The 26,044-nt window shown below is 59.5% G+C and carries 27 protein-coding genes; 11 read left to right on the forward strand and 16 right to left on the reverse strand.

What is annotated here, in order from left to right:
* Nucleotides 1–295 precede the first annotated feature (295 nt).
* The 9 genes from hisG to L3J03_07155 form a co-directional block, all read right to left on the reverse strand.
* A complete protein-coding gene (gene hisG, locus L3J03_07115) occupies nucleotides 296–1,168 on the reverse strand; it encodes an ATP phosphoribosyltransferase (GenBank protein ID MCF6290746.1) in 873 nt (290 codons plus the stop codon).
* Nucleotides 1,165–1,545, reverse strand: a complete 381-nt coding sequence (hisI, locus tag L3J03_07120) for a phosphoribosyl-AMP cyclohydrolase (GenBank protein ID MCF6290747.1) — start codon at nucleotides 1,543–1,545, stop codon at nucleotides 1,165–1,167. The genes hisG and hisI overlap by 4 nt, the downstream gene beginning before the upstream one ends.
* Nucleotides 1,546–2,001: 456 nt before the next feature.
* Complete coding sequence (locus tag L3J03_07125) at nucleotides 2,002–3,657, reverse strand: response regulator (GenBank protein MCF6290748.1); 1,656 nt, start codon at nucleotides 3,655–3,657, stop codon at nucleotides 2,002–2,004.
* Nucleotides 3,658–3,756: 99 nt separating this feature from the next.
* Nucleotides 3,757–5,706, reverse strand: a complete 1,950-nt coding sequence (locus tag L3J03_07130; GenBank protein MCF6290749.1) for a DUF3365 domain-containing protein — start codon at nucleotides 5,704–5,706, stop codon at nucleotides 3,757–3,759.
* A gap of 106 nt (nucleotides 5,707–5,812) precedes the next feature.
* The gene (gene thiL / locus L3J03_07135; protein MCF6290750.1) at nucleotides 5,813–6,880 is read right to left on the reverse strand and encodes a thiamine-phosphate kinase; all 1,068 of its coding nucleotides are present in this window, start codon (nucleotides 6,878–6,880) and stop codon (nucleotides 5,813–5,815) included.
* Between the two features lie 175 nt (nucleotides 6,881–7,055).
* On the reverse strand, nucleotides 7,056–7,424 hold the full coding sequence (locus tag L3J03_07140) for a hypothetical protein (protein MCF6290751.1): 369 nt from the start codon (nucleotides 7,422–7,424) through the stop codon (nucleotides 7,056–7,058).
* A gap of 9 nt (nucleotides 7,425–7,433) precedes the next feature.
* Nucleotides 7,434–8,978: a YifB family Mg chelatase-like AAA ATPase gene (locus L3J03_07145; protein MCF6290752.1), complete on the reverse strand. Its 1,545-nt coding sequence runs from the start codon at nucleotides 8,976–8,978 to the stop codon at nucleotides 7,434–7,436.
* Between the two features lie 136 nt (nucleotides 8,979–9,114).
* On the reverse strand, nucleotides 9,115–9,852 hold the full coding sequence (locus L3J03_07150; protein ID MCF6290753.1) for a methyltransferase: 738 nt from the start codon (nucleotides 9,850–9,852) through the stop codon (nucleotides 9,115–9,117).
* 70 nt (nucleotides 9,853–9,922) lie between these two features.
* Nucleotides 9,923–11,299, reverse strand: coding sequence for a DUF1015 domain-containing protein (locus tag L3J03_07155; protein MCF6290754.1), 1,377 nt, complete (start codon nucleotides 11,297–11,299; stop codon nucleotides 9,923–9,925).
* 112 nt (nucleotides 11,300–11,411) lie between these two features.
* On the opposite strand from L3J03_07155, the gene queD reads away from it, so the two are divergent.
* The 7 genes from queD (at nucleotide 11,412) to L3J03_07190 (ending at nucleotide 16,526) form a co-directional block, all read left to right on the forward strand.
* Nucleotides 11,412–11,783, forward strand: a complete 372-nt coding sequence (gene queD, locus L3J03_07160; GenBank protein ID MCF6290755.1) for a 6-carboxytetrahydropterin synthase QueD — start codon at nucleotides 11,412–11,414, stop codon at nucleotides 11,781–11,783.
* A complete protein-coding gene (locus L3J03_07165; GenBank protein ID MCF6290756.1) occupies nucleotides 11,773–12,429 on the forward strand; it encodes a 7-carboxy-7-deazaguanine synthase QueE in 657 nt (218 codons plus the stop codon). The genes queD and L3J03_07165 overlap by 11 nt, the downstream gene beginning before the upstream one ends.
* Before the next feature lie 147 nt (nucleotides 12,430–12,576).
* Entirely contained in the window at nucleotides 12,577–12,726 is a 150-nt protein-coding gene (locus L3J03_07170) for a hypothetical protein (protein ID MCF6290757.1), read from the forward strand.
* A gap of 86 nt (nucleotides 12,727–12,812) precedes the next feature.
* The gene (locus L3J03_07175; GenBank protein MCF6290758.1) at nucleotides 12,813–14,540 is read left to right on the forward strand and encodes a YgiQ family radical SAM protein; all 1,728 of its coding nucleotides are present in this window, start codon (nucleotides 12,813–12,815) and stop codon (nucleotides 14,538–14,540) included.
* A gap of 66 nt (nucleotides 14,541–14,606) precedes the next feature.
* Complete coding sequence (locus tag L3J03_07180; protein MCF6290759.1) at nucleotides 14,607–14,765, forward strand: rubredoxin; 159 nt, start codon at nucleotides 14,607–14,609, stop codon at nucleotides 14,763–14,765.
* A 14-nt stretch (nucleotides 14,766–14,779) separates the two neighbouring features.
* Nucleotides 14,780–15,574 (forward strand): type III pantothenate kinase, encoded by a 795-nt coding sequence (locus tag L3J03_07185; GenBank protein ID MCF6290760.1) that lies wholly within the window; start codon nucleotides 14,780–14,782, stop codon nucleotides 15,572–15,574.
* The gene (locus L3J03_07190) at nucleotides 15,552–16,526 is read left to right on the forward strand and encodes an LD-carboxypeptidase (GenBank protein ID MCF6290761.1); all 975 of its coding nucleotides are present in this window, start codon (nucleotides 15,552–15,554) and stop codon (nucleotides 16,524–16,526) included. The genes L3J03_07185 and L3J03_07190 overlap by 23 nt, the downstream gene beginning before the upstream one ends.
* Before the next feature lie 16 nt (nucleotides 16,527–16,542).
* Here L3J03_07190 and nadD read toward each other — a convergent pair whose 3' ends face one another.
* The 7 genes from nadD to L3J03_07225 all read right to left on the reverse strand — a co-directional run bounded on the left by nadD (nucleotide 16,543) and on the right by L3J03_07225 (nucleotide 22,415).
* Nucleotides 16,543–17,238, reverse strand: a complete 696-nt coding sequence (gene nadD / locus L3J03_07195; GenBank protein MCF6290762.1) for a nicotinate-nucleotide adenylyltransferase — start codon at nucleotides 17,236–17,238, stop codon at nucleotides 16,543–16,545.
* Between the two features lie 3 nt (nucleotides 17,239–17,241).
* Nucleotides 17,242–18,498, reverse strand: a complete 1,257-nt coding sequence (locus L3J03_07200; GenBank protein MCF6290763.1) for a glutamate-5-semialdehyde dehydrogenase — start codon at nucleotides 18,496–18,498, stop codon at nucleotides 17,242–17,244.
* A 13-nt stretch (nucleotides 18,499–18,511) separates the two neighbouring features.
* Complete coding sequence (gene proB / locus L3J03_07205) at nucleotides 18,512–19,669, reverse strand: glutamate 5-kinase (GenBank protein ID MCF6290764.1); 1,158 nt, start codon at nucleotides 19,667–19,669, stop codon at nucleotides 18,512–18,514.
* Nucleotides 19,666–20,739, reverse strand: a complete 1,074-nt coding sequence (gene obgE / locus L3J03_07210; GenBank protein ID MCF6290765.1) for a GTPase ObgE — start codon at nucleotides 20,737–20,739, stop codon at nucleotides 19,666–19,668. Before obgE ends, proB begins: the two co-directional genes overlap by 4 nt.
* A gap of 321 nt (nucleotides 20,740–21,060) precedes the next feature.
* Nucleotides 21,061–21,327, reverse strand: coding sequence for a 50S ribosomal protein L27 (gene rpmA, locus L3J03_07215; protein ID MCF6290766.1), 267 nt, complete (start codon nucleotides 21,325–21,327; stop codon nucleotides 21,061–21,063).
* Between the two features lie 60 nt (nucleotides 21,328–21,387).
* A complete protein-coding gene (rplU, locus tag L3J03_07220) occupies nucleotides 21,388–21,699 on the reverse strand; it encodes a 50S ribosomal protein L21 (GenBank protein MCF6290767.1) in 312 nt (103 codons plus the stop codon).
* Nucleotides 21,700–21,968: 269 nt separating this feature from the next.
* On the reverse strand, nucleotides 21,969–22,415 hold the full coding sequence (locus L3J03_07225) for an AP2 domain-containing protein (GenBank protein MCF6290768.1): 447 nt from the start codon (nucleotides 22,413–22,415) through the stop codon (nucleotides 21,969–21,971).
* A gap of 634 nt (nucleotides 22,416–23,049) precedes the next feature.
* Between L3J03_07225 and mazG the strand changes: the two genes are divergently transcribed.
* From mazG to L3J03_07245, 4 genes are all read left to right on the forward strand, one after another.
* Nucleotides 23,050–23,835, forward strand: a complete 786-nt coding sequence (gene mazG, locus L3J03_07230; protein ID MCF6290769.1) for a nucleoside triphosphate pyrophosphohydrolase — start codon at nucleotides 23,050–23,052, stop codon at nucleotides 23,833–23,835.
* Between the two features lie 144 nt (nucleotides 23,836–23,979).
* Nucleotides 23,980–24,369, forward strand: a complete 390-nt coding sequence (gene rpsF / locus L3J03_07235) for a 30S ribosomal protein S6 (GenBank protein MCF6290770.1) — start codon at nucleotides 23,980–23,982, stop codon at nucleotides 24,367–24,369.
* Nucleotides 24,370–24,440: 71 nt separating this feature from the next.
* Nucleotides 24,441–24,680, forward strand: a complete 240-nt coding sequence (gene rpsR / locus L3J03_07240; GenBank protein ID MCF6290771.1) for a 30S ribosomal protein S18 — start codon at nucleotides 24,441–24,443, stop codon at nucleotides 24,678–24,680.
* A gap of 29 nt (nucleotides 24,681–24,709) precedes the next feature.
* Nucleotides 24,710–25,699 (forward strand): YybS family protein, encoded by a 990-nt coding sequence (locus L3J03_07245; protein ID MCF6290772.1) that lies wholly within the window; start codon nucleotides 24,710–24,712, stop codon nucleotides 25,697–25,699.
* Nucleotides 25,700–26,044 lie beyond the last annotated feature (345 nt).

Raw genomic sequence — 26,044 nt, forward strand, 5'->3', positions numbered from 1 at the left:
GGGAAAGGGGTCTTCTTCTACCAACGGCCGCTCCATTGAGAAGGGCCGGCTGTTCATAAACAGGCTATCAAGCAGGAACTCGCTTCGCCGCAACGGCGATTCGGAATCCATAAGCATATCCTGCCGAGGTTGTTTCAAATTCCGTTTTTGCCGTCACGGCCGCGGCTCAGGGTCCGCTACACCGTTCGGTATAAGAAAACCCCTTTCCCGGTCCAACCTCAAACGTACGGGGTTTACCGAAACCTTACCTCTCGCATATTGTTGCGAGACCGACAAATGCAACCGCTGGTTACAATCAGATTACCTTGTTGAGTCCATACTCGATGATGCCCTCGGCCCCGTTTTTCAGGAGCAGGGGAATAAGCTCCCGCACCTTGTGCCCGGAAACAACCGTTTCCACGGAATACCAGTCGCTCTGGTAGAGGCCGGCAACCGTGGGGGCGTTGAGACTGGGCAGCAGGCCGATGATCTGCTTCACCCGGTCGCCGGGCACATTCATCTTAAGCCCCACCAGCCTGTCGGCCCGGAGAGCGCCCTTGAGCAGGAGAACGATGTTTTCGATCTTCTCCCGTTTCCAGGGGTCCTGCCAGGAACTCCTGTTGGCAATGAACTGGGTATTGGAGGTCATCATCTCGTGGATAATGGTCAGGCCGTGCGCCCGGATGGTGCTCTCGGTCTCGGTCACCTCGACGATGGCATCGGCCAGGCCGGACACCACCTTGGCCTCGGTGGCGCCCCAGGAAAACTCGATCTCCACCTTGATCTTTTTCTCGGCAAAATATTTGCGGGTAAAGCCCACCAGTTCGGTGGCGATCTTCTTCCCCTCAAGATCCTCCAGCCGCTTGATCAACGAATCGCCGGGAACCGCGACCACCCACCGGGTCGGCCGCCTGCTCACCTTGGAATAAATCAGGTCCGCCACCACCTCCACATCGGACTCATTCTCCAGGATCCAGTCCTTGCCGGTAATACCCGCGTCAAGGACCCCCTGCTCCACATATCGCGACATCTCCTGGGCCCGGCAGATGGAGATGGCCAGTTCCTGATCATCCACCTCCGGGAAATAGCTCCGGGCGGAGAGTTTTACCTTCCAGCCGGACTTTTCAAAAAGATCAATGGTTGCCTTCTGCAGACTCCCCTTGGGGATCCCCAACCGTAACACGCTCATTTGGAATATACCTCCCTGGGATCAAATACCAGCCCATCTGTTTCCTTTAAACCATCCCCTTCCACCCGGCGAAAAAAACAACTCCGGTGGCCGGTATGGCACGCTGCGCCGCCAAGCTGTTCCACCCGGTAGATTACCGTGTCCTGGTCGCAGTCCACCAGGATCTCCCTAATCAACTGGATATGGCCCGAGGTCTCTCCCTTTAACCAGAGTTTATTCCGGGACCTGCTCCAGTAATGGGCCTTGCCGGTCTCCAGGGTCCTGTGCCAGGCCTCCTCATTGATATATGCCAGCATCAAGACCTGGTTGGACCGATGATCCTGGACAATGGCCGGCAGCAGACCGTCCGCGGCCTTGGCAAAGTTCAACCGCCCCATGTTCTCATGGTCCTTTTTTTCGTTTTCCCCGGCCTCTTGCCCGAATCCGGAGGAGATTAAATTAATCATGCACGCCGTCCGGAACTTGCAGTACTCCTTGGGGTGACGGCAGGAAGCCCCTGCCGCGGCCATGGTTTGCTTATATTTTTCACAGACAAGTTCCATCAGGGCCTCAAACGACCTTAAGTGGCGGCCAAGTGGTGGCAAGGCAGGGATTGTCTTCCGGGCAACGGCAACAAGGAATTTGTCTATTTAGCACACTGCCGCCAAAATATCATTATTTTCGTAACCGTTCACCAGGGGCTACAGATTTACGGAAACCACCGGCCGGTAAGCGTTTACTTGTTTTCAAGTTGCATTTATATGCGGGTCGCCATGCAGCGATGTCCTTGCCACGCCGGAGTGACGCCTTTCATTATCTCGTTGTGGCCGGCCGATATGGTCCGGCCCCGCGGGTTAATCAAAGGCAAACTCGCCCTGCGCAAACAATCCGAGACAGGTGTCAACCACTTCAGGGTCGTACAGGGTGCCGCGGTTGCGGGTGATCTGCTCCAGGGCCCTTTCAATGCCCAGTGACGGCCGGTACGGTCGATGCGACGCCATCGCCTCCACCACATCCGCCACGGTAAGAATCTTGGCTTCCAGCAGGATATCAGCACCGCTCAAGCCGCGTGGATATCCGGAGCCGTTTATCTTCTCGTGGTGCTGGTAGACGATCTCGGCGATGGGCCAGGGGAACTCGATGGTCTTCAGGAGATCATAGCCCACCTGGGGATGGGTGCGAATCAGGTTGAATTCAATCCCGGAAAGCCGGCTCGGTTTAGAAAGAATCTCGGCCGGGACATAAATCTTGCCAAGATCATGGACCAGCCCGGCCATGTAAATCCCCTCGATCTCTGATTCTGGCAGGGCCATCCTGGTGGCGATTTTTTGGGCCAGGGTGGCCACCCGTCGTTGGTGCCCGGCGGTATATGGGTCCCGGACCTCAACGGTGGAGGCCACCACCTTGACCGTTCCTTCCAGGGCCACTTCCAGTTTTTCCAGGTTGGCCTGGAGTTCACCGGCGGCCCGGTTACGTTCCTCGCGAATGCGAAGCGCGATAATCCCGTAGGCGAGATCAGCGGACACCTCGTGAAGACGCTGGGTCTCGGTGAGATCAAAGGCATCCGGGTCCCTGGCATGGATTGAAAGAGAGCCAAAGACCTTGCCATCGCCCCGCAGCGGCAGGGCGATGGAGGAGCCGAATCCCCGTTTCAAGGCCTCCTCCCGCCAGGGCGCGGACTCTGCATTTTTCCGGCGATTGATCTCGACCACCGGTTGCCCGTTGCGGATGGCGCGGCCGGTGGGCTCCTGGCCGGCCCCGGTATCAGCCCAGGATATGGATATCTGTTCCAGGTAGCCGTCATCCCGGCCGGCCTTGGCAATGGGCCGCACCGACCTGGCCTCGTCATGTTCGACAAAACCGACCCAGGCCATCCGGTAGCCGCCCACCTCGACAATGGTCCGGCAGATCTGCCGGACCAGTTCCGTCTCGTCGGTGGCGCGAACCACCGCATGGATACACTCGCTGAGCATGGTCAACTCCAGGTTGACCTTGCTGACCGTGGCCTCGGCCTGCTTGCGGGTCTCAACCTCCTGTTGCAGAATGGCATAGGCCTGTTCAAGCTCGGAGGTCCGCTTTTTCACCTCATCTTCCAGGTGTTCGCGGTACAACCGGTTCTCCCGCAACAGATCGGATCGCTCCAGGGCCCTGCTGACCGAATGCTCCAGCACCGCCATGTCATGGATGGGCTTGGCGATATAATCCCAGGCCCCGAGTTTCAGGGCCTTGATCGCATCACCGATGGTCCCCATGCCGGAGACCACGATGGCCGGCGTATCCGGCGCCTCCTTGGTAACCACCGACAGGACCTCAAGGCCGTCGATTTCCGGCATCCGCAGATCAAGGAGGAGCAGGTCCGGATGCTCGGACCGAAAGAGTTCGAGCCCCTTGCGGCCGTTCTCCGCCTGGAGCACGACATAACCGCTGTCCTCCAGAAAGGCGACAATGATTTCCCGGACAAACTCGTCGTCCTCAACGGTCAGAATCTTGGTTTGTGCTGGACTTCTCATGGTCGAACAATTCCTTTTTCTGTTTCTCGAATCGCCATCCCGGCATTTCGATTTTCTTCCGGCCCGTGCGGTCTGATTGGGTCCGGGAACGGCCTGGTCTCAGCCGATTTCCGGTAAACCGGGGCCGACCAGGGGCAGGCGGATGGTAAATATTGCGCCCGATCCCGGATCAGCGGATTTCACGCCCAGGCTTCCCCGGTGGGTCATGGTAACGATGAAATAGGTCACCGCCAGGCCCAGGCCGGTGCCTTCCCCCGGCGGCTTGGTGGTAAAAAACGGCTCAAAGACCCGGCGCATGGTAGTCTCGTCCATGCCCGGCCCGTTGTCCTCCACCTCGATCCGGATCAGCTCGTTTTCGCCCTCGGTCCTGATTCGCAGGATGATCCGCATGGTCTTTGGCGCCGGGCCGTCCCCACTGGTTCCGGTCATGGCCTGGACAGCATTCTTAATCAAATTGAGCAGGACCTGTTCCAGGCCCGAAACGGAACAGAATACCCGGGGAAGGCCGGGCTGGTATTCGCGGACGATCTCAAGCCGGCGCCAATCCACCCGCTTAACCAGATCTTTGTCATGCTTAACCAGTTCCACGGCCCGGTCCACCAGGGCGGGCATACTGGTATACTCCTTGGCCGCCTCCCGGTCACGGCTGAACTGCAGGAGATAGGTGACAATGTGGGCGGCCCGCAGCCCGGACGCCTGGATTCCCTCCAGAAACTTGAAGATATGACGATCCGCCAGGTAGGACTGGAGCTTGTCAAGGTCAACATCGCAGCGCCGGGCCGCCTCCACGTTCTGGGGGAGTTGCGGTGATACCCGGCGGAGCACGCTCTGGGCCCCCTGCATGATTCCGCCCAGGGGGTTGTTCAGTTCATGGGCCATCCCTTCCACCAGACTGGCCACGGAGGTCAACTTTTCGGTCTGGATCGTCTCATCTTCCACCCGGACCCGGTCGGTCACATCATCAAGCCGGATGATCGCCTCCTCGACCTCATTGAAGATCAGGGGGTAGGTGATAACATCCACATAACGGGGCTCGTTGTGGAGCCGGCATAACAGCCGCTCTATTCGCAACGGTTTCTTTTCCCGCATGGCCTTCTTGATCCGGGCCATCTGCTCGGCGAACATCGGCATCACCTCGGGCAGGAAAAGACCTTGGGCCGCTGCCGCATCCAGGCCGGTCACCCGGGCCGCCTCATTGTTCCACTGGGTTATGCGGCCCGCCAGGTCCACCCCGATGAGCACCGACGGCATGGCATCGATCATGTTCTGCAGGTAAAGCCGCATCCGGTTCATCTCCGCCTCCGCCTCCTGCCGCTGCTCGTTCCGGCGCTGCATCCCGGAATAGCTGAGCAGTATCCCGAACATACCCAGCAGCCAGAAAAGGATATGGCCGACCCAGAGGCTGTTGACAATCCCCCTCAAGGTCTCACCCAACGGGGCAAGGGGCACCTCCACGGTGATCCCGCCGCGGATGTTGCCGACCGCGTATCCCTGGCGGGCATGACATTTGAGACAGCTCTTCTCAACCAGAACGGGCCGCATCAGACGGAGGTATTCCCGGCCGTCATGCACAACAACCCCGCTGGCCTCGACCTCGCCCTTTTCAAAGGAACGCAGCACCTGTTGTTCCCACGGATCGGCCCGGTTGTTATTGTTCAGGGGGGTGAGGCTGGTGATGCTGCCCCGGAAAAGCTGCTCATTGCGGCCCATGGCCTGCACCTGGCTGGTCATCCGGCCGTGGCTGCTCAGGGTAAGCCTCTGCCCGGAAGGCGTCACCAGGTCCCGTTCCTTTACCCCGGCGAGAAAGGGATCGGGCCGGTTGTCCGGGGTGACCGGCACATAGACCCCGCCCTGCAGCGCATTCCAGCGGCGGTAGAGAATCTCCGCCTTGATCTGGGTGCGGGCCACGCTCAGGGCGATCAATTTCACCTCCTGGCGGAACAGATAAAGGTTCCAGAACAACGAGGCAACAACGGCGCCGGACCAGCCCAGGACCAGGACAACGGTATAAAATTTCAAGAGCGAAGAAGAACGGAATCCGCTGATCATCAAACAAACCCGGAAGATTTTTTCAGACAGCCTTTGGCTGGATGTTTCGACCCGGCAAAACCGGATAATAGCACCCCGGGGAGATAGTTTCCACTGGCAAACGAATTTATCGGTCCTGGAAATGATCATATCCCTGGTAGTCGATCCTCCGGCCGGCCCCGGCGGTCCGCAGGATCACCCCGGGGGTCTCGACCACCCGGCCGATACGATGGATCTCCCGGCCAACGGCCTGCCGGACCAGCCGCAACAGGGTCTGATCATGTTCCGCCGCCGCGGTGAACAGCAGTTGATAATCCTCGCCCCCGGAAATCATCCAGTCAAGGGCGGATAAGTGCAACCGCTCCGCGGCCGCGGCCAGGGTCCCGGGCCCGGGCAGCAGCTTTTCATCAATCTCGGCGCCGACCCTGCTTGCGGCACAGAGATGGGCGAGATCGGTGGCCAGGCCGTCGGAAAGGTCCATCATCGACCGGACCTTTCCGCTTGCCGCCAGAAGCGAGCCGATTCTCACCTGGGGTTCGGGGTTGAGATGGGCCTGGACCAGGTCGGTCCACTGGGCCGTTGATATCCCCTCCCCCTCCTGTCGGCAGAGTTCAAGCCCGGCGGCCGCACCACCCAGCGGCCCGGTCACCCATATCGAGTCATCGACCCGTGCCCCGTTCCGGAAAAGAACCCGCCCGGCCTCGACTTCGCCGACCATGGTCACGGTAATGACCGCGCCGCGCCGGCAGCTTACCGTGTCGCCGCCCACCAGGAGGGCGTCATGTTCAGTCAGACAGGCGACAAACCCTTGAAGAAACGACTCCAGCCATTGACCGGTCAGGTCCGGGGCCACGGCCATTGCCAGCAGGGCAAACCGCGGCCGACCGCCCATGGCCGCCACATCGCTGATATTGACCGCCGCCGCCTTGCGGCCCAGCAAGAACGGGGGGTGCCATCTGCGATCAAAATGAACCCCGTCGGCCAGGCTGTCGGTTGTCAGCAACCGGACCAGGCGGTCACCGTCATCGGTGCGGATCACAGCGCAATCGTCGCCGATCCCGCAGACAAGATCATCAGCAACGCTGCCGCTCATCGCCCGGATCCGGGCGATGAGTTCCCGTTCCGACGGCCGGTCCGGCCCGGGATCTTTCCGCTCCTCCGGCATCGCCGGTCTGTTCCGTTCAAGGGTGCCCACTTGTATCACTCTTCATAACCGTTCACCGGGGGTACGGATTTACGGTAAACTCATGCCCGTAAGCGTTTACCAGTGGCTTAGATTCGTTCATTTGGGACTGCGAAGCATACTGGTGCTATTCGAGCAGGCCGGAATGGGCGAAGATGAGGTGCTGGTGAACGCTTACCACTCTTTATTATTTGACCAGGCGCAGGGAGGGTGGTTTGCCGCCCTTTTCCGGAACCCTGTCCTCAACCGGCCGGGGGGGGGTCTGTCCGAAATCCACCGCCTTGACAAACCGTTCGGCCCCATCCATGGTGAATATTTCCTGCCCGGTCATCTGGGCCGTGCGCAGGATCCAGACCGCCTTGTGCGGCGGCACGGTAAGAAAATGGATGGTAACGAACCACCACTCGTCCCGCTTGCCGGTATCACGGGTAATATCGGTAACCAGGGCATAGACCAGCAGCCGGGGCTCCATGCCCGCCACCAGGACAATGTCCCCCACCCCGGTAACGTCTTTAAACGGGATAACTTTTTTAAGTTCGTCAATCATCTGTTCCATGACCATGTCCTAGTGTCTCAAATCCTGATCCCGGCGATCCAGCCGCCGGAACTGCACAGCCTCGGCCACATGCGCGGCAGTGATCTCTTTACTGCCGGCCAGGTCGGCAATGGTTCGAGAAATCTTTAAAACGCGATGATAGGAACGGGCCGACAGGCCCAGTTTCTCCATCGCGTTCTCGATCAGTTGCAGTCCGGTCCGGTCCAGACCGCAATACTTCTTGATATCCCTGGGCCCCATCTGGCCGTTGCAGTATATCTTTTTTCGTCGTTTAAAGCGCTGACCCTGGATCTGCCGGGCCCGGTCGACCCGCTCCTTGACCACGGCCGACGATTCCCCGCTCCTGCCCTCGGTCATCTCCTGGAACCGCACCGCCGGGACCTCGACATGGAGATCGATCCGGTCCAGAAACGGTCCGGAAAGCCGGTTCTTATAGCGCTGCACCTGGGGCGGGGTACAGGTGCAATTATGTTTCGGGTCGCCGAGATAGCCGCAGGGGCAGGGATTAAACGCGGCAACCAGCAGGAAATTGGCCGGAAAGGTCAGCGAGTTGGCCGCCCGGGCAATGGTCACCATGCCGTCTTCCAGGGGTTGACGCAATACCTCGAGCACGTTTTTCTTGAATTCAGGCGACTCATCCAGGAAAAGAACCCCGTTATGGGCCAGGGAGACCTCGCCGGGCCGCGGGTTCTGGCCGCCGCCGATCAGGCCGGCATCGGAGATGGTATGGTGCGGCGCCCGGAACGGCCGGGTGGCCGTAAGCGGACTCTGTTGCGGCAGCAGGCCCATGACGCTGTAGATTTTAGTGGTTTCCAGGGCCTCTTCAAAGGAGAGATCCGGAAGAATGGTGGGCAGCCGCCGGGCAAGCATGGTCTTGCCTGAACCGGGCGGCCCCTTCATCATGAGGTTATGACCGCCGGCCGCCGCGATCTCCAGGGCCCGCTTGGCATGCTCCTGCCCCTTGACCTCGTTGAAATCCAGATCATGGGCCGCAACCTTGCGAAACAGGGCCATGACATCCACCTTAACGGCCGCGAGCGGGGTTGTTCCGGCGAGGAACTCCAGCGCCTGGGCCAGGTTCTCGACACCGATCACCTCAATACCGTCCACCACCGCGGCCTCCGGACCATTGGCCGCCGGGACCAGAATTCCGGTCAGACCGGCATCGCGGGCAGCCAGGGCCATGGGCAGCACCCCCCGGGCCGGCCGGACAGCGCCGTCCAGGGACAACTCGCCGATCACTCCGTATTGCGGGAGAAGATCGCTGGTCAGGATTCCGGCCGCGGCCAGAATGCCCAGGGCCATGGGCAGATCATAGCCAGCCCCCTCCTTTTTCACATCAGCCGGCGCCAGGTTAACGGTGATCCGCCGGGCAGGAAACTCATAGCCGCTGTTCTTGATCGCCGCCCTGACCCGGTCCTTGCTTTCCCGGACCGCCCCCTCGGGCAATCCCACGGTGGAAAAAGAGGGCAGGCCAAAGGCGATATCCACTTCCACCTCCACCAGGAGGCCGTCCACCCCGATCACCGCGCTGCTCAAAATCTTTGCCAGCATTTCCACCTCCTGTCCAGGCAGTCATACAGAGCTGTCTGCTCCCCGGCATCACGATCAGCCGAATTCTCCCCTTTTCCTTCACTCTACGATATACACCCGCTGGACGCATCAGGAAAGAGACCGACCGACAAAATCGTCAGGGCTGATAACAGGCGGCCATCTCGGCGGAATACCCGCCGCCCGGCGTCTGATGGATATAAAAAGGGGGCAGGATCGTCAGTTGCTCGCCGCCGCCCTTGACCGCCTCGACCAGGACCAGTTTGCCCGGCCCGCCCGGATGGCCGTGGACCATCTGCAGCCGTTTGGGCTCCAACCCCTGGTCCCGCAGGGTCGTGAACAGAAAAGACAATCGTAAGGCGGGATAAACCAGTGCCACCCGGCCGCGGTTTTTCAGCGCATAGGCAGCACCCCGGAGTACTGCCGGCAGGTCGGCCGTAAGTTCGTGCCTGGCCCGGGCCCGGCCGATGTCCGGGTTAACCCGGCCGGCATCAACCTTGCGGTAGGGCGGATTACAGAGCACCCAGGAAAAAGAACCCGGCCCGACAAGATCTTTAATCCGGCGGAGATCCCCGGCAATGGTCTGGATGCGATCCCCGAATCCGTTTGCCGTTGCATTGATCCGGCAGAGTTCAGCCATTTCCGGCCGTAGTTCCAGGGCGGTAAGCCTGATCCCGGGCCAACGGTAGGCAATGATCAGGGAAACGACTCCGCAGCCGGCCGCCAGATCAAGGATTGTATCCCGGGCCCGGGGCCGGAAAAAATGGGCCAGCAGCACCGCGTCGAGGGAAAAACGAAAGCCGTTCCGCGGTTGCCGGCAGCAGAGGGCATTGCCGAAAAGACTGTCTTTGGTAACGTCCTGACAAATTTCCGTCACGATCCTCCCTTGGAAATCATTCGCCAGAAAAAAGAAACCTGACGCAGACAAGCGACTGCCCGAAAACCGTTCAGATACGTATCTCTTCGGTGGGGTCCAGCTTGTTTATCAAAAGCCCGGTCAGGATCTTGGGATAGAAATAGGTTGACTTGTGCGGCATGATCAGCTTTTCGTCCGCGACCCGCCGAACCTGGGATACCAGGGTGTTGTTCATTAAAAAAAGAAGCGGCGACTGCTGTCCGTTGGCCACGCTCTCCTTGACCGCCTCGTCCACGGCCTCGTCCGGGTCACTGTAATAGCGGACCAGGTTTTCCTGTTCACGGCGTTCATCGTCAAGACCCAGAACCCGCTCCAGCACCAGGTCGGAGAGTACCACCACGTCAAGGTCACGCAGGGCCTCCGGCCGGTCGATCATCGCGCTGTTGTCCTGTACTTCCTTTTTCAGGGTCAGCAGAAAACAGCGGTCCTCGCCGGCATGGTAAAGCCCGAAGACCGTGGCCCGGCCGACAACCTCTTCCATCCGGGCCAGCAGCTCGGCAACCAGGGCCTCCCGCGTACCGCCCAGGATCTCCTCCAGGGAAAAATAAGGTTCGAGCCTGGCAGCCACTCCGGCCATGGCCGGATCAGGCACCACATCGGCTGGCAGCCGGACCAGCCGATGGGTGGGAAGCACGGACAAACCCGGGTCCTCCATGGGGCAAAGATACATCATGGTATGATTATAGGGGCTCTGTTCGGCCAACCCCTTGTCGCGCTCCCTGACCAGCCGCCGGTAGTTCAAGGCCGTATTGTAGCGGTGGTGACCGTCGGCGATATATAGCGATTTATCGGCAAACAGGTCGTGAACCCGGGCCAGGGCCCGGGAATCGGTCACAGCCCACACGGTATGGACCGCCCCGTCCGGGTCGCGAACCGTGTACAGCGGCCGGCGGCCGCGGCCTGCCTCCAGGGCGGCCATAACCGCACCCTGTTCATCGGAGTAAAGCGAAAAGATCTGACTGAACTGGGCCTGGCATACATCCAGCAGCCGGAGCCGGTCCGCGGCCACCGTGGCAAAGATCTCTTCATGGGGCTTGACGATTTCCTCGCTGAACTCGGCCAGCCGGACCAGTGAGATCAGCCCCTTTCTGGTCATCGTCCGGCCGGACGGCAAGGTATAATCAATGTAATAGAGGTAAATGGCCGGCGTGCTGTCGCGAACCAGCACCCCCTCTTTCAGCCACTGATCAAACAGATCGCGGGCATGCTGATAGCGTTCGTCGGTTTTTGCACTAGGACCCGGCTCCTTGCCGATATCGAGCCGGATCATGTTATAGGGATTCCGGGCCAGATAAAAGGCCTGCCGGTTGGAATCAATAACATCGTAGGGCGGGGTGACCACCTCCTCGATATGTTCGATCTTTTCCGGATTATAGCGAAGCCCGCAAAACGGGGCGATAAAGGCCATGCTGTATTTCTCCTTTTTTTATGGTACAATGATAAGGTTGGCTGAATCTACGCAAAAACCATTTTGTTTTCAAGTGTCCTTTTTCCCTGCGCCCAATTCTTGTGGAGGTTCCATGTTTGATATATTCGTAAAGACCCACTTCTCCGCGGGTCACCACCTGCGTAACTATCCGGGAAACTGTGAAAAGCCCCATGGCCATAACTGGAAGGTGAAGGTGACGGTGCGTGCCGGCGAACTGGACGAGTTGGGAATGGCCATTGATTTCCGCCGGATCAAGGAGGGCCTTGCCAGGGTGCTGGACACCCTTGATCACCGCGACCTGAACGAACACCCCGACTTCACCGAGAAAAACCCCTCCTCGGAAAATATCGCCGTCTATATTTTCGACAACCTCAACCAGGACTTAAATTCCGACCGCTACCACCTCCACAGCATCACGGTCTGTGAAACGGACAACAGCGGGACCACCTATTTTGGCACCTGAATCGACCCTGAACATCTCCGAGACCTTCTACAGTATCCAGGGGGAGTCTTCCCTTAGCGGCCGGCCCTGTGTTTTTCTGCGGCTGGCCGACTGTAATCTCCGCTGTTCCTTTTGCGACGCCCGCTATACCTATGAGGAGCCGGGCCGGGAAACAGGGCTGGCCGAGTTGATCGATTTTGCCGCCCGGTATCCCCGGGCCCTGGTGGAGATCACCGGCGGCGAGCCGCTGCTCCAGGAGAATGTCTACCCATTGATGAAAGAACTGGTGGCCGCCGGCCGCACCGTGCTCCTGGAGACCAACGGCAGCATCAACCTGGCCCGGGTACCGGCCGAAGTAATAAAAATCATGGACCTCAAGTGCCCGGACAGCGGGATGCACGACCGGATGGATATTACCAATTTCCAGCATCTGTCCGCCAACGACGAAATCAAATTCGTGATCAGTTCCGACCGGGACTACGACTGGGCCGTGGGGATGATAGGGGAACACGGCCTGGCCCGTCGGGCCAGGCTGCTTTTCTCCCCCAACACAGCGGCGATGAAGGCCGGGGACCTGGCCCGCCGAATCCTTGACAACCGGCTCCCGGTCAGACTGCAGCTGCAGCTGCATACCCTGCTCTGGCCGGAAAGTACCCGCGGCGTATGAACCTGTCATCGTAAGGTTTCGGTAAACCCCGTACGTTTGAGGTTGGACCGGGAAAGGGGTTTTCTTATACCGAACGGTGTAGCGGACCCTGAGCCGCAGCCGTGACGGCAAAAGCGGAATTTGAAACAACTTCGGCATGATATGCTTATGGATTCCGAATCACCGTTGCGGCGAAGCGAGTTCCTGCTTGATAGCCTGTTTATGAACAGCCGGCCCTTCTCAATGGAGCGGCCGTTGGTAGAAGAAGACCCCTTTCCCGACAGGAGGGGGGTTACTGAATGTTTACCTGTCATCTAACCAGCATGGCTGGACCATATTTGCCCAGCCACAACGAAACAATAAAAGACCTCACTCCGGCATGGCAAGAACGGCGACAGAAACCAATGGGTGAAAACTTTCTACCGGCCGGCAAGCAAGAAATGCATGCCCGGGGTTGGCGGACAGTGGATGTGGTCCTGGTTACCGGCGACGCCTATGTTGATCACCCCTCATTCGGGGTGGCCCTGATCGGCCGCTGGCTGGAACAGCACGGTTTCCGGGTGGCGATCCTGGCCCAGCCCCGTTATGACCGGCCGGACGATTTCCGCCGGTTCGGCCGGCCCCGTCTCTTTTTCGGGATCAGCGGGGGCAATCTCGACTCGATAGTGGCCAACTACACCGGCAACGCCAAGGTCCGGGACCAGGACCCCTTCTCACCAGACGGAAACCCCTATTTCGGGCCGGAGCGAAAAAAAGAGGCCCGCCGCCGGCCGGACCGGGCCGTAATCCGCTACGCCAACCTGGCCCGGCAGGCCTATCCGCAAGCAACTATAGTCCTGGGCGGCCTGGAGGCCTCGTTGCGGCGCTTTGTTCATTATGACTATCAACAGGCCAGACTGCGGGGCTCGGTGCTCGCCGATGCCAAGGGTGATCTGCTGGTTTACGGGATGGGCGAAAAGGCGGTGCTGGAGATCGCCCGGCAACTGGCTGATAAAGAAACCCTGGCCGGAATCGCCGGCACCTGCCAACGGCTCACCGACAAAGAGATGGTAGCAACATCCCTGCCTGCCGGTACCCTGACCCTGCCCTCGTGGCGGGAAATCAAACAGCATAAAAACAAGTTCATGACCGGGGAACGGGCCCTGGACCGGCACGGCCGGGCCCGGGCCGCCACCCTGGTGCGCCAGCGCCAGCAAGCGGCCTGGATACTGCAGCATCCTCCCACTCCGCCCCTGACCACCGCAGAGATGGACGCGCTCCATGAACTCCCCTTTGCCCATGCTCCCCATCCAACGGCCGGTGAGGTGCCCGCCTATCGGATGATCCGCCACTCGGTGACCATTGTCCGGGGCTGTTACGGCAACTGCTCCTACTGCGCCGTCACCCGGCACCAGGGACCGGTGGTCACCTGCCGCGGCCGCCGGTCAATACTCGACGAGATAAGACGAATTACCCGGCAGGATGATTTCAAGGGCACGATCAGCGATCTCGGCGGCCCCACCGCCAACATGTACGCCACCTCCTGCGATAATCCGAAAAAATGTCAGCGCCACGACTGTCTCTACCCCGGAATCTGCGGACATCTCAAGATAGACGAGGACTCTTTTTTACGGCTGCTTACCGAGGCAACGGCCATCCAGGGAGTAAAGCATCTGTTTATCTCCTCCGGGCTGCGCATGGAGCTGCTCATGCGCACTCCCGAACTGTTGACTCGAATCCTGGCCCAGCATACACCCGGGGCGCTCAAGATAGCGCCGGAACACACCTCGTCTTCCGTATTGAAGCTGATGCACAAGCAGCGGCCGGAGCTGCTGCCGCGCTTTCTGAAAACCTGCCGGGATCTGGCGGCAAAATTAAAAAAACCAGTCCATTTCACCCCCTACTTCATCTCGGCCCACCCGGGCTGCACCATGGCCGATATGGAGAAGCTGGCCGCGACCATAAAGAAACTGCAACTACCGGTCCGCCGGTTGCAGGATTTCACTCCCACCCCCGGCACCCTGTCAACGGCGATGTATGTCACCGGCCTGGATCGCGATACCTTGAAGAAGATCCCCGTGGCCCGGGGAGCCAGGGAAAAACGGGACCAGCGGCTTGTTTTAGAAAAAATCAATACCGGCAAAAAAAAATAAACCAGGTTGTATTTTTCTGGGAATTATTATCATATACATAAAAAACATTGAAATTCGAGGTGGTTTATGGACAAGTACGAATGCCCGTGCGGCTATGTGTACGACCCGCAAGAGGGCGATTATGAACATGGCGTTGAACCGGGCACTGCTTTTGAAGATCTGCCCGACGGCTGGGTCTGCCCCAAATGCGGTGCGGAAAAAATATATTTTGAAAAAATCGACTAGGAATTTTTCAGCAAGTGAACCAGCCGGAAAAAAAAATACTGGCCATTGATGTGGGCAACTCCCATACCGTGTGCGGCGTGTTCCGCAACGAGGAGCTGCTCTGGCACTGGCGGTTGAAGACCGACCGTAAGAAGACCGCCGACGAACTGGCTGCCTGCTTTCATACCTTTCTCGCCATGGAGAACGCCGGTTTCGCGGACATCGACGCCGCCATCCTGGCCAGCGTGGTGCCCACCCAACAAAGGGCCTGGCGTGATTTTACCCGTAGCGTTGGCTGGCCCCTGATCACGGTGGACAAGACCATCCATACCTGCGGGATGCGAATCATGACCGATCACCCGGCCGAGGTCGGGGCGGACCGGATCGTCAATGCGGTGGCCGCCTATGCCCGGGTCAGACAGGCGGTGATCGTGATCGATTTCGGCACTGCCATCACCTTTGACTGCGTTTCCGCGGCCAACGAGTATCTGGGCGGGGTAATCGTCCCCGGGATCGCCATCTCCATCGACGCCCTGGCCGGCCAGACCGCCAAGCTGCCCCGGGTGGACATCTCCGCCCCGCCGCCCAGGGCGATCGGCACCAATACCGTTGATGCGATCAAAAGCGGTATCCTCCATGGCTACGGCAGCATGGTGGACGGCCTGATCAAAAAAATCGCCCAGGAGTATCTCCCGGACCGGCCCCACGTCATCGCCACCGGCGGGATGGCCGAGATCATCGCCGCCTATAGCGAATCCATCGTTCAGGTGGAACCGATGCTCACCCTGGAAGGATTACGGCTCCTTTATGCGGAAAACAGCTCCAGCTGAGACCATGCCCGAGCCGGTGCTGCCGCCCCCCCTTGCCAAGGGCGACACCATCGGCCTGGTGCGGCCCGCCGGCCCGGTCCAGGACCAGGACCACTTTCATGCCGGAATCCGGCTCTTGCAGGAGATGGGGTTCGCGGTCCGCTTCGCCCGGGACAGTCTGGGCAGAAACAGCGGATACCTGGCCGGCTCCGACCAGGAACGGGTGCAGGAGTTTCACCAGATCTGGGCCGATCCCGAGGTCAAGGCAATACTGGCCATGCGCGGCGGCTACGGCTGCATGCGGCTGGTGGAACATCTGGACATGGATCTGATCCGGAGCCAGCCCAAACTGCTGATCGGGTTCAGCGATATCAGCGTCCTGCTTGCCGCGATCACCAGGGCCACCGGCCTGGTCACCCTGCACGGCCCGGTGTTGACCACCCTGCCCCGCTGTAACCGGGAAACAATACATTCATTCTTTGCAGCGGTCAGTGGCCGGCAACAGCCGGAGATCAAACCCCGCAACCTGGAGGTGCTCAACAAGGGCGGCATTGCCACCGGCCGGCTGATGGGCGGCAACCTCACCTGCCTGACCCACCTGCTGGCCACCCCCTACGAACCATCCTGGAACAATATCCTGCTCTTTGTCGAGGATGTGGGCGAGTCCGCCTACCGGCTCGACCGGCTCTTCACCCAGCTCAAGCTGGCTGGCCGGCTGGACAACCTTGCCGGTCTCATTCTCGGCTCTTTCAGTGCCAATCTCGGCGAGGATTTCTGCGAGACCGCGGATGACGAACAGGTGTGGCAACGGGTACTGGAACTGCTGGACAACAAAAAAATTCCGGTCTGGGGCAACTTTCCCATTGGCCACGGTCCCAACAACCAGGTGCGGCCCCTGGGGGTGGCGGCGGAGCTTGATTCCGGGGCCGGTGTCCTGCGGCTGCTCGGTCCCTGCACCGCGCCCCGGGGATGAGTCCATTGCCCGGGAATCAGGCGAAGATTTTGCCGGGCCGGCAAGGGACGGAGGCGCGATAAAGCCGGTGCTCCTGGATATAATCCGCCACCACGGCCGGGACCAGGTCCCGGATGGGGCGGCCCTGCCGGACCAGGGCCCGGATCTCGCTGGAGGATATCTCCACGGGCGTCATGTCGAGCAGGTGGATCCGGCCGCCGGCCGGGTCGGTTTCCTGCTCCCAGGTTGTGGAGTCTTCAAAACTTCGCCGGTACCCGGGAAAGAAACGGGCCGCCAGTCGGGCAACCGGCGGACATGACGGCCTGGGGATTATCACCAGGTCGGCAAGGGCGGGGATCTGCTTAAAGCTCTTCCAGGTATCGATCTCGGCAAAGGAATCCTGGCCGATAATGAAAAAAAGTCGCGTCCCCGGCCCCAAACGATTGCGTAATTCCCGCAGGGTATCGATGGTAAAGGAAGGACGGGCCAGTTCGGCCTCAAGGAGCGACAGGGTATACCCGTCCCGGGTAGCCACGGCCTGCTCGAGCATGGCCACCCGCTGCTCGAAATCCAGGACCGGATGATCCAGTTTATGGGGCGGCCGGGCCGCCGGGACGAACCAGAGCTGGTCCAGCCCCATGGTTGCCCAGACCGCGTCAGCCGCGGCCAGGTGCCCGTTATGGACCGGATCAAAGGTGCCGCCGAAGAGCCCGAGCCGCTGCGGAGCATCCACGGATCAACTCCGTACCTGGCCGTCACCGTAGACAATGAATTTCCGGGTGGTCAGTTCCTTGAGTCCCATGGGGCCGTAGGCATGGAGCTTGGTGGTGCTGATCCCGATCTCCGCGCCCAGACCGAACTGGCCGCCGTCATTGAACCGGGTCGAGGCATTGACCATCACTGCCGAGGCGTCCACCTCGCGCAGGAACCGCTGGGCATTGGTGTAATCCCGGGTAACAATGGTTTCGGTATGCTGGGAACCGTAACGGGCGATATAATCCATTGCCGCATCAAGATCGTCCACCACCTTGATCGCCAAGATGAGATCGAGAAACTCCATGCCCCAGTCCGTTTCCAGGGCCGGGGTACAGTCGGGAAGAATCTCCCGGCAGGCGGGACAGCCGCGCAACTCCACCCCGGCCTTGGTCAACCCGGCCGCCGCCAGGGGCAGAAAGAAGGGGGCGATTTCCCGGTGGACCAGCAGCCCTTCCAGGGCATTACAGACCCCGGGCCGCTGGGTCTTGGCATTGAGTACGATATCCCTGGCCATCTCCGGCTCAGCGGTCCGGTCGACAAACACGTGACAGACACCCTTGTAATGTTTGAGCACCGGAATCCGGGAATTTTCAGCCACAAACCGGATCAATCCTTCGCCGCCCCGGGGGATGATCAGATCGATGTACTCCTCCAGCTCCAGCAGGACGGTGATTGCCTCCCGGTCAATGATCGGCACCAGCTGGATCGCGGCCGGGTCGATATCCTCGGCAGCCAGTGAATCCCGCAGCACCCGGGCCAGGGCCAGGTTGGAATGGATCGCCTCGGACCCGCCCCGGAGAAACACGGAGTTGCCGGCCTTGAGACACAGGGCAGCCGCGTCCACGGTAACATTGGGCCGCGACTCATAGATCATCCCGACCACTCCCAGGGGCACCCGCATCCTGCCGACCACGATCCCGCTGGGCCGGCGGCCCATCTCGGCGATCTCGCCCACCGGGTCGGGCAATGCCGCAACCTCCTTGAGCCCGTTGATCATCGAGGCCATCACCTTGTCCGAGAGTTCAAGCCGGTCCAGCATTGCCGCGGAAAGACCCTTGTCCCGGCCCGCGGCCAGGTCTTTTTCGTTCTCGACGCGGATAAAATCCCTGCGCTCGGCCAGGGCCCCGGCCATCCGCAGCAATACCCGGTTCTTGCTATCAGAGGATACCCCGGCCAGCCGCCGGGCCGCCTGTTTCGCCTCTTGGGCCATGGATATAATGGTTTCCCTTACCGCCATCTTTCACTCTCCTTTACATAATAACCAGGTTATCCCGGTGGATAACCTCATCCCCGTTTTTATAGCCAAGGACCTCCTCAATCCGACTGGTCTTGACCCCCTGGATCCGGACAAGATCGGCAGACCCGTAATCGACCAGCCCGACCGCGATCAGCTGGTTGCTTTCGTCCAGACATTGTACCGACTCGCCGCGCCGGAACTTGCCGCGCACCTCCTTGATCCCGGAAGGCAGCAGGCTCTTGCCGCCCTTGACCACCGCCCGGCAGGCCCCCTGATCAAGCACCAGGTCGCCTTTGGGCCTGAGGACGTAGGCAATCCAGTGCTTGCGCCCCTGCATCTTCTCGGCCCGGGGCAGGAAAAATGTGCCCACCGGATCGCCGGCAAAAAGCTGCTGCAGGATCCCGGGTTGCCGGCCGGAGCCGATAAAGGAACTGCCGCCCCGGGCCGCCACCATCCTGGCGGCCCTGATCTTGCTCCGCATCCCGCCCATGCCCAGGGCCCCGACCAGGTGGCCGGCCATCTTCTCCACCTTTTTATCGACCCTGGTCACGGTATACACCGGCTCGGCCCGGGGATCAAGCCGGGGATTGCCGGTATAAAGGCCGTCCACATCAGTGAGACAGATCAACATGTCCGCCTCGATCACATTGGTGATCATCGCCGCCAGGGTATCATTGTCGCCGAATCGCAACTCCTCCACCGACACCGTATCGTTCTCATTGACAATGGGCAGGATGCCCCAGTCAAGCAGGGTCAGCATGGTGTTACGGATATTGAGATAGCGGTTGCGATTGGCAAGATCGTTATGGGTAAGCAGCACCTGGGCCACCTTGCGCCCGGATTTGTTAAAAATATCTTCGTAAACCCGCATCAGGCTGCTCTGGCCCAGGGCGGCAAAGGCCTGTTTCTCCTTAAGCGAAACATTCCCTGCCCCGGTTCGGCCCAGGCGCTTGCGGCCGGCGGCCACCGCGCCGGAGCTGACCAGGATCACCTCGCAGCCGGACTCCCGCAGAAAGAGCAATCCCCGGGCCAGCTCTTCGATCACCCCCTGATCCAGGCCGTCGGCATTGGTGAGTACGGCGCTGCCCACCTTGACCACCACCCGCCTGGCCCGGGCCAGATAAGCGCGACGCAGACCGATTCCTTTCCGCTGGTCATCCCCAGAGGTCATGACTCCCCTTCCTCGTTCATTTCTCGATCAACGTTCTCGCCGGCCGCAGCCGGATCAACAGCGGCAAGAGCGATACCGAGCGCTTGCTTCAGCGCCTCCAGACCGTGGCCGGTCAATGCCGATACCGGCATTGCCACCAGGCCCATTCGATTGAAATACTCCTTCAACTCGATCAACCGGTCCGGCCCGGTTACCAGATCGACCTTGTTGAGCACCACCAGCCGGGTCCGCTGCAGAAGCGACTCATTATAACAACCAAGTTCATTTTCAAGAACCTGATAATCGTCAATGGGTTGCCGCTCCTGCCCCGAGGCATCAATCACCTGGAGGAGAACCCGGGTTCGCTCCACATGCCGGAGGAACTTGTGGCCGAGACCGGCCCCCTGATGGGCGCCCTTGATCAGGCCGGGGATATCGGCCAGGATACAGGTTGGCGGCTGTGGAGCGGAAAAATCGTCAGGCAGGGTCAGGACCCCCAGCTGAGGTTCCAGGGTGGTAAAGGGATAGGACGCCACCTTGGGATCGGCGGCGGACAGTTTGGCCAGCAGGGTGGATTTGCCGGCATTGGGCAGGCCGATCAGGCCGACATCGGCGATGAGTTTCAACTCGATCCTGAGCCAGAACTCCTCGCCCGGCCGGCCGGCTTCCGCCTTGCGCGGCGCCCGGTTCCAGCTGGTGGCGAAACGACAGTTGCCCCGGCCGCCGCGGCCGCCCCGGGCCGCCTTGATCCGGTCGCCGTCATTGACCAGATCGGCAAGGATCTCGCCGGATTCAGCATCCCTGATCAGGGAGCCCAGCGGCACCTTGAGGATAAAATCCCGGCCATTGCGGCCATGCTGTTTCTTGCCGCGGCCATTGGCACCTCTTTCGGCCTTGAAATGGGAACGATAGCGAAAGTCGAGCAGCGAGGTCAGGCGGCTGGAGGCCTCAATGATCAGATCGCCGCCATTACCGCCGTCACCGCCGTCCGGGCCGCCCCTGGGCACAAACTTTTCCCGGCGGAAACTGAGACAGCCGTTGCCGCCGTCACCCGCCTTAATGAAAAATTTGGCCTCATCGATAAAAGGCATGGTCGCCTGCCAGGGCTTAGGAGGTGCGCAAGAATTAATTGGTAGAATTGGCGCCCGGATTTGGGTCAGGTTGAGTTGAGCCGATTGAGCAAAACCGCAGGCATAGCAGCACTATGTTGAGGATTTTGCGATTGAGGAACGGCTCAAGATGGCCCGAAGACGGGATGCGAAAATGCCAAGTAATTTTTGCGCACCGACTTAAATTAAAAAAAGCGGCGGCAACGGCTGCTTCGGGCCGGTCACCGCCGCTTTTCGTGTAAAAAAAGATTATACCGCAAGGGCATAAGTTTCGTTTGAGCCGGCGAGCGGCTCAACTCAGCTTTATACCGCCGATTCAGACGGATAGACACTCACCCGCTTCCGGTCACGGCCGAAGCGCTCAAAGGCAACCACCCCGTCGATCTTGGCATACAGGGTATAATCACGGCCCAGCCCCACATTGGTGCCGGGATGAAGTTTGGTGCCCAGCTGCCGGACCAGGATACTTCCGGCCCGCACGCTCTCCCCGGCAAATTTCTTGACTCCCCGTCTCTGGCCGGCACTGTCGCGTCCGTTCCGTGAACTGCCACCGGCTTTCTTATGTGCCATAACAATCTCCTCTATCTGGCTTGAACTGAACCGCGCCCGCCTCTTGCACCACCCGGGAGATCAGGATGCTATTTCACCGATCTCAAGGGCGGTGAACAACTGCCGGTGACCGCGTTTCACCTCATATCCCTTTCTTTTTTTCTTCTTATAGACCAGCACCTTCTTGGCCTTGCCCTGTTCAACAATGGTGGCGGTAACCCTGGCCCCGGCCACCACCGGCTGCCCGATCTTGGCCTCCTCACCGTCAACCACGGCCAGGACATCGGTCAATTCAACGGTGTCACCGATACTGCCCTCGATCTTTTCCACCCGCAGTTTTTCACCGGTGGAGACCTGGTACTGCTTGCCGCCGGTGCGAATTATTGCATACATGCGATTCCTCCAACCCAATTCAAATTATTGATGGTCATGTAACAACCCGGCATGGCTGGACCATGCCGGGTTTGTCAAATAGTTGCAGAATCGACCGGATTTTCCTTCTAAAGGCCGGCCGAAACATCGGCCCGGGCGGCCGGCCCGGGCCGCGCTTGCGCTGTCCGCAAGACCGTCCGGCTCCAGGGGGGTGGTAATGACCCGCGCGATGAACCGACCATTAATACCAGAACCGGCTATTTTGTCAAGGCTAAACCACCCGGGGAAACTCAGCCGGTGCCGAGCCGTTCCGCTTCCTTTACCTTGCGGATCTCGCAGGCCTTTTCAAAGGCCTTTTCCGGGCCGTGCCGGCGGATGGAGACCGAGGTCTTGCCCTGCTTCCCTTCAACGGTCACCCAACTCACCTCGTAACGATTCAGCTTGGAGTTCAGCCGGACCCCCACCACCCCGGTTTTCGAGTTGCTCACCGTGACGATATGCTTGTCCGTACGAACCTTGCCGAGATCAGCCTCGGTTTTGTCCCGCCAGGCCAATGCCGACAGCAGGCTCGAATACCTGCCCCCGCACTTGCGATCCGAGAAGAATTTCGAATAGGTCTTGCCATAATAACGCACCCGGACATACCAGCCATGGGTACGCTTCTCCTCCTGGTCTATTCGGGCGATGTCCTTGTGCTTCTCCAGCAACAACTTCTTTTTCTTTTTTTCTTCACTCATCTTTTGGTTCACTCCTTTAATCGTACGCTTCATATTATGATGCTTCGCCCAAGACACACGCCTTGATGCGGGCATTTGTTATGTAATGATCAGACCACGCCGACACCGTGCCGGCCATATCAGGAACAGCCTGGCAATGGCCGGGCAAAAACCACGGGAACAGACCATCTTCACTTAACGGAACCGTGCCCGCGACACGGAAGGCACTCCGAACTGATTTCAACTGTTCTTTATTTCAAAGAATATCCAATGATAACAAATAACAAGAGGAAAAGGTTAGGGAAAAAAGACATGGACAGCTTCGAACGGTTATGCAGCATCATACAAACGATCATTCTTGTAACGCCAATATAAACCCTTCCCTTTTCCCTGACAACCCTAAAATAATAATTTTTATCAAAAAACAATCATCTGCGGGTTCATTGCTCCATTCCTGAAGCACCCTTGACACCGCGGACCGTCAGGCAGGCGCGGGGGATCCGCCATTTACTTACTGTAAAAATCCGGGTATAAGCCAATCCACTTGCCCGCAAGACCGGCCCGGCCGCGCGTCCCGGCGACAACAGGCCACCATGCCGGCCATTGGCGGAGTACCCTGATAATTCCGGCATCACCTTCATGACAAGGAGTAACCGTGCGGCAAAGCGGAGAAAAATTCATCGAATTGTTACAGATTATTTTACGCCTGCGCGCACCGGACGGCTGTCCCTGGGACCGTGAGCAGACACCGCGGAGTTTAAAGAAATATCTGATCGAGGAGGCCTACGAGACCGCGGAGGCCCTGGAAAAGGATGATCCGGTCCTGGTTCGGGAGGAGCTGGGAGATCTCCTGTTCATGGTCGCCCTGCTCAGCCTGCTCTACCAGGAAGGGAAGCACTTCACCATGACCGATGTCATCAGCGGAATCTGCGCCAAGATGGTCCGCCGCCATCCCCATGTGTTCGCCGGAACAGCGGCCGGCTCCCTTATCGATCAACAACGGAACTGGCAGGCCATCAAAGAGCAGGAAAAAAAGGCGGCCGGCCAGAAGACGGAACGCTTCACCTCGCTGCCCAGATCCTTGCCAGCCCTGCGCCGGGCCCAACGGGTCTCGGAAAAGGCCGCCCGCACCGGCTTCGACTGGTCGGGAATTAAACCGGTTTTTGCCAAACTCGACGAAGAGGTCGCTGAACTGAAGACCGCCCTGGGGGACAACGATCAAGGGGCGGTCTTTGAAGAGCTTGGCGACGTTCTCTTCGTGCTGGTCAACATCTGCCGCCTGGCGGGACACGACTCCGAGGACGCCTTGAACAGCGCCACGGCCAAGTTCATCCGTCGATTCGGGGTAATGGAGGAAATGCTCGCCGGATCCGGGCTGTCATTGACCGGCCTGGACGACGCCACCCTTCTTCACTGGTGGAACAAGACAAAAAAAAATTGACAGCCCCGGGGATGACATGGTAGAAAGCCCTGTTTCTGGATATTCCCGCCGCCCGGACCGAATCCGCGGCCGGGAAAAACAACACCTTCTCGCTCTCTGCCGCCAATGGAAAGCGAGGGCCACTTAGTCCGAGAGGAGGAAAACATGCGTCGTTACGAAACCATCTTCATCATCCGGCCCAATGCCGGCGAGGAAGAGATCACCGCCATGATCGACAAGGTAACCGCCATCATCGGCAATGATGGCGGTACTGTTATCAAGATCGACAAGTGGGGTCTCAAGAAGCTCGCCTATCTCATCAAAAAGGAAAGTCAAGGCTACTACGTTTACCTCGACTTTGCCGGCCTGCCGACCACGGTCACGGAGATCGAACGAATTCTCAAGATCGATGACCGCAGTCTCAAATACATGACCGTCAAGCTGGCGGATTCCTGCGATCCCGAGGCCCTGGCCGCGGATGCCGCGACCGGGGATGCGGCCGAATCCTCCGAGGCCGGGGAAAAAGTCGAGGGTGAGACCGAAAAGACGGCTTAGGCATGGCGCCGCGGCCCCCCCCTTTTTTTAATGATTAAAAGAGAGAACATTATACGCAACGGAGATATATAATGGCTGGACGCAAACGAATCTTTCCGCGGCAGAAGGTCTGCCGCTTCTGTACGGATAAAGACCTGGTGATCGATTACAAGGAAGTCCGGGCACTGAAAAACTTTGTCACCGAGCGTGGCAAAATCATCCCGCGCCGGATCTACGGCAACTGTGCCAAGCATCAGCGCAAACTGACCGATGCGATCAAAAAGGCCCGTCAGATCGCCCTGATGCCTTATACCGGTTCGTCGCAGTATTAAAAAATGCAAGCCAGGGCCATGAACAGGTCATGATCGAGGCAAACAACAGTTTGCGCCCGCCCGGCAAACCCTTGCTCGATACGGCGATCATGAGCGCCGCCTTAAGCCTGCCGGTGCTGCAGCCCGGTCTGTTCGGACTGCTGACCGGCCTTATCCCCTTGCCGGTTTTCTTTTTTCTTGTCCGGCACGGTGAAAAAAAAGGCCGCGTCCTGGTTCGCAACTCCATATTAATTACAGTGGGGCTGGGGGCCGTGACCGGGGCCTTGCCCCAGGTTGTTTTTGTGTTAAGCCTGGTTCCGCTGGGATTCGGACTGGCCCGGGCCGCGGCCAGGAAACTCGATCCGATCCGGGCCGGGCTGAGCGGGATTCTGGTTCTTGGTCTTACCTGGCTCCTTTTCTGGGCCGTAACCGGGTTGATCCACCAGGCCAACCCCTATGTGGAATTCCGCGAAATACTGGACCAGAGCCTGGCGGAGATGGCGGCCCTGTACCAGAAAACGGAAAAGCTGCCGGTCGATGTCCGGCTTGAAATCAATGCCACGGTTCAACATCTGCGCACCCTGGTTCCCCGGATTCTGCCGGCCTTTATCGGCTGCATTGTTCTTTATACGGTCTGGTTGAACCTGGTCCTCGGCAACCGGCTGGTCAAGCGGTTTCACCCGGAACTGACCCCCTGGCCGCCGTTCTGCCGATGGAAACTGCCGGACAACCTGGTCTGGCCCGGGATCGCCGGCGGGCTGATGCTGCTCGTTTCTTCCGGAGCGGTTGCTGACCTGGGGTTGAACATCCTGCTGGTCAGCATAGGACTGTATGCCTTGCAGGGGCTGGCCATAGTCGGAAGTTTCCTGCAGCGCTGGTCGGTGGTCCGACCGTTGCGGGTGGCGATTTACGGGTTGATTCTCCTGCAGCACTATGGCATCATTCTGGTTGCCATGCTCGGGGTCGCTGATATCTGGTTCGATTTTCGAAACCGGCCGGCCGCGGCCGGCAAGACCGGTACGAATTCGCCTATGGAGTAAAGAAACCAACCCGCATGGCTGGACCATATTGGCCAGCCACAACGAAACAATGAAAGGTAAGGTTTCGGTAACCCCCCGTACGTTTGAGGTTGGACCGGGAAAGGGGTTTTCTTATAGCGAACGGTGTAGCGGACCCTGAGCCGCAGCCGTGACGGCAAAAGCGGAATTTGAAACAACTTCGGCAGGATGAATCGCCGTTGCGGCGAAGCGAGTTCCTGCTTGATAGCCTGTTTATGAGTAAGCGTTCACCAGCACCTCATCTTCGCCCATTTTGGCCTGCTCGAATAGCACCAGTATGCTTCGCAGTCCCAAATGAACGAATCTAAGCCACTGGTGAACGCTTAC

Source organism: Desulfobacterales bacterium, assembly GCA_021647905.1.
Classification (GTDB): domain Bacteria; phylum Desulfobacterota; class Desulfobulbia; order Desulfobulbales; family BM004; genus JAKITW01.

Excerpts from the sequence above, each read along its gene's own strand:
- hisI (MCF6290747.1), bottom strand. The coding sequence starts at position 1,545 with ATGGGGCGGTTGAACTTTGCCAAGGCCGCGGACGGTCTGCTGCCGGCC.
- L3J03_07130 (MCF6290749.1), bottom strand. The coding sequence starts at position 5,706 with ATGATCAGCGGATTCCGTTCTTCTTCGCTCTTGAAATTTTATACCGTT.
- proB (MCF6290764.1), bottom strand. The coding sequence starts at position 19,669 with ATGACCTCTGGGGATGACCAGCGGAAAGGAATCGGTCTGCGTCGCGCT.
- rpsF (MCF6290770.1), top strand. The coding sequence starts at position 23,980 with ATGCGTCGTTACGAAACCATCTTCATCATCCGGCCCAATGCCGGCGAG.
- L3J03_07180 (MCF6290759.1), top strand. The coding sequence starts at position 14,607 with ATGGACAAGTACGAATGCCCGTGCGGCTATGTGTACGACCCGCAAGAG.
- L3J03_07125 (MCF6290748.1), bottom strand. The coding sequence starts at position 3,657 with ATGAGAAGTCCAGCACAAACCAAGATTCTGACCGTTGAGGACGACGAG.
- L3J03_07200 (MCF6290763.1), bottom strand. The coding sequence starts at position 18,498 with ATGGCGGTAAGGGAAACCATTATATCCATGGCCCAAGAGGCGAAACAG.
- hisG (MCF6290746.1), bottom strand. The coding sequence starts at position 1,168 with ATGAGCGTGTTACGGTTGGGGATCCCCAAGGGGAGTCTGCAGAAGGCA.
- rplU (MCF6290767.1), bottom strand. The coding sequence starts at position 21,699 with ATGTATGCAATAATTCGCACCGGCGGCAAGCAGTACCAGGTCTCCACC.
- L3J03_07170 (MCF6290757.1), top strand. The coding sequence starts at position 12,577 with ATGGATTCCGAATCACCGTTGCGGCGAAGCGAGTTCCTGCTTGATAGC.
- rpsR (MCF6290771.1), top strand. The coding sequence starts at position 24,441 with ATGGCTGGACGCAAACGAATCTTTCCGCGGCAGAAGGTCTGCCGCTTC.
- L3J03_07190 (MCF6290761.1), top strand. The coding sequence starts at position 15,552 with ATGCGGAAAACAGCTCCAGCTGAGACCATGCCCGAGCCGGTGCTGCCG.
- L3J03_07140 (MCF6290751.1), bottom strand. The coding sequence starts at position 7,424 with ATGGAACAGATGATTGACGAACTTAAAAAAGTTATCCCGTTTAAAGAC.
- L3J03_07175 (MCF6290758.1), top strand. The coding sequence starts at position 12,813 with ATGGGTGAAAACTTTCTACCGGCCGGCAAGCAAGAAATGCATGCCCGG.
- L3J03_07155 (MCF6290754.1), bottom strand. The coding sequence starts at position 11,299 with ATGGCCTTTATCGCCCCGTTTTGCGGGCTTCGCTATAATCCGGAAAAG.
- queD (MCF6290755.1), top strand. The coding sequence starts at position 11,412 with ATGTTTGATATATTCGTAAAGACCCACTTCTCCGCGGGTCACCACCTG.
- L3J03_07145 (MCF6290752.1), bottom strand. The coding sequence starts at position 8,978 with ATGCTGGCAAAGATTTTGAGCAGCGCGGTGATCGGGGTGGACGGCCTC.
- rpmA (MCF6290766.1), bottom strand. The coding sequence starts at position 21,327 with ATGGCACATAAGAAAGCCGGTGGCAGTTCACGGAACGGACGCGACAGT.
- L3J03_07245 (MCF6290772.1), top strand. The coding sequence starts at position 24,710 with ATGATCGAGGCAAACAACAGTTTGCGCCCGCCCGGCAAACCCTTGCTC.
- L3J03_07225 (MCF6290768.1), bottom strand. The coding sequence starts at position 22,415 with ATGAGTGAAGAAAAAAAGAAAAAGAAGTTGTTGCTGGAGAAGCACAAG.
- obgE (MCF6290765.1), bottom strand. The coding sequence starts at position 20,739 with ATGCCTTTTATCGATGAGGCCAAATTTTTCATTAAGGCGGGTGACGGC.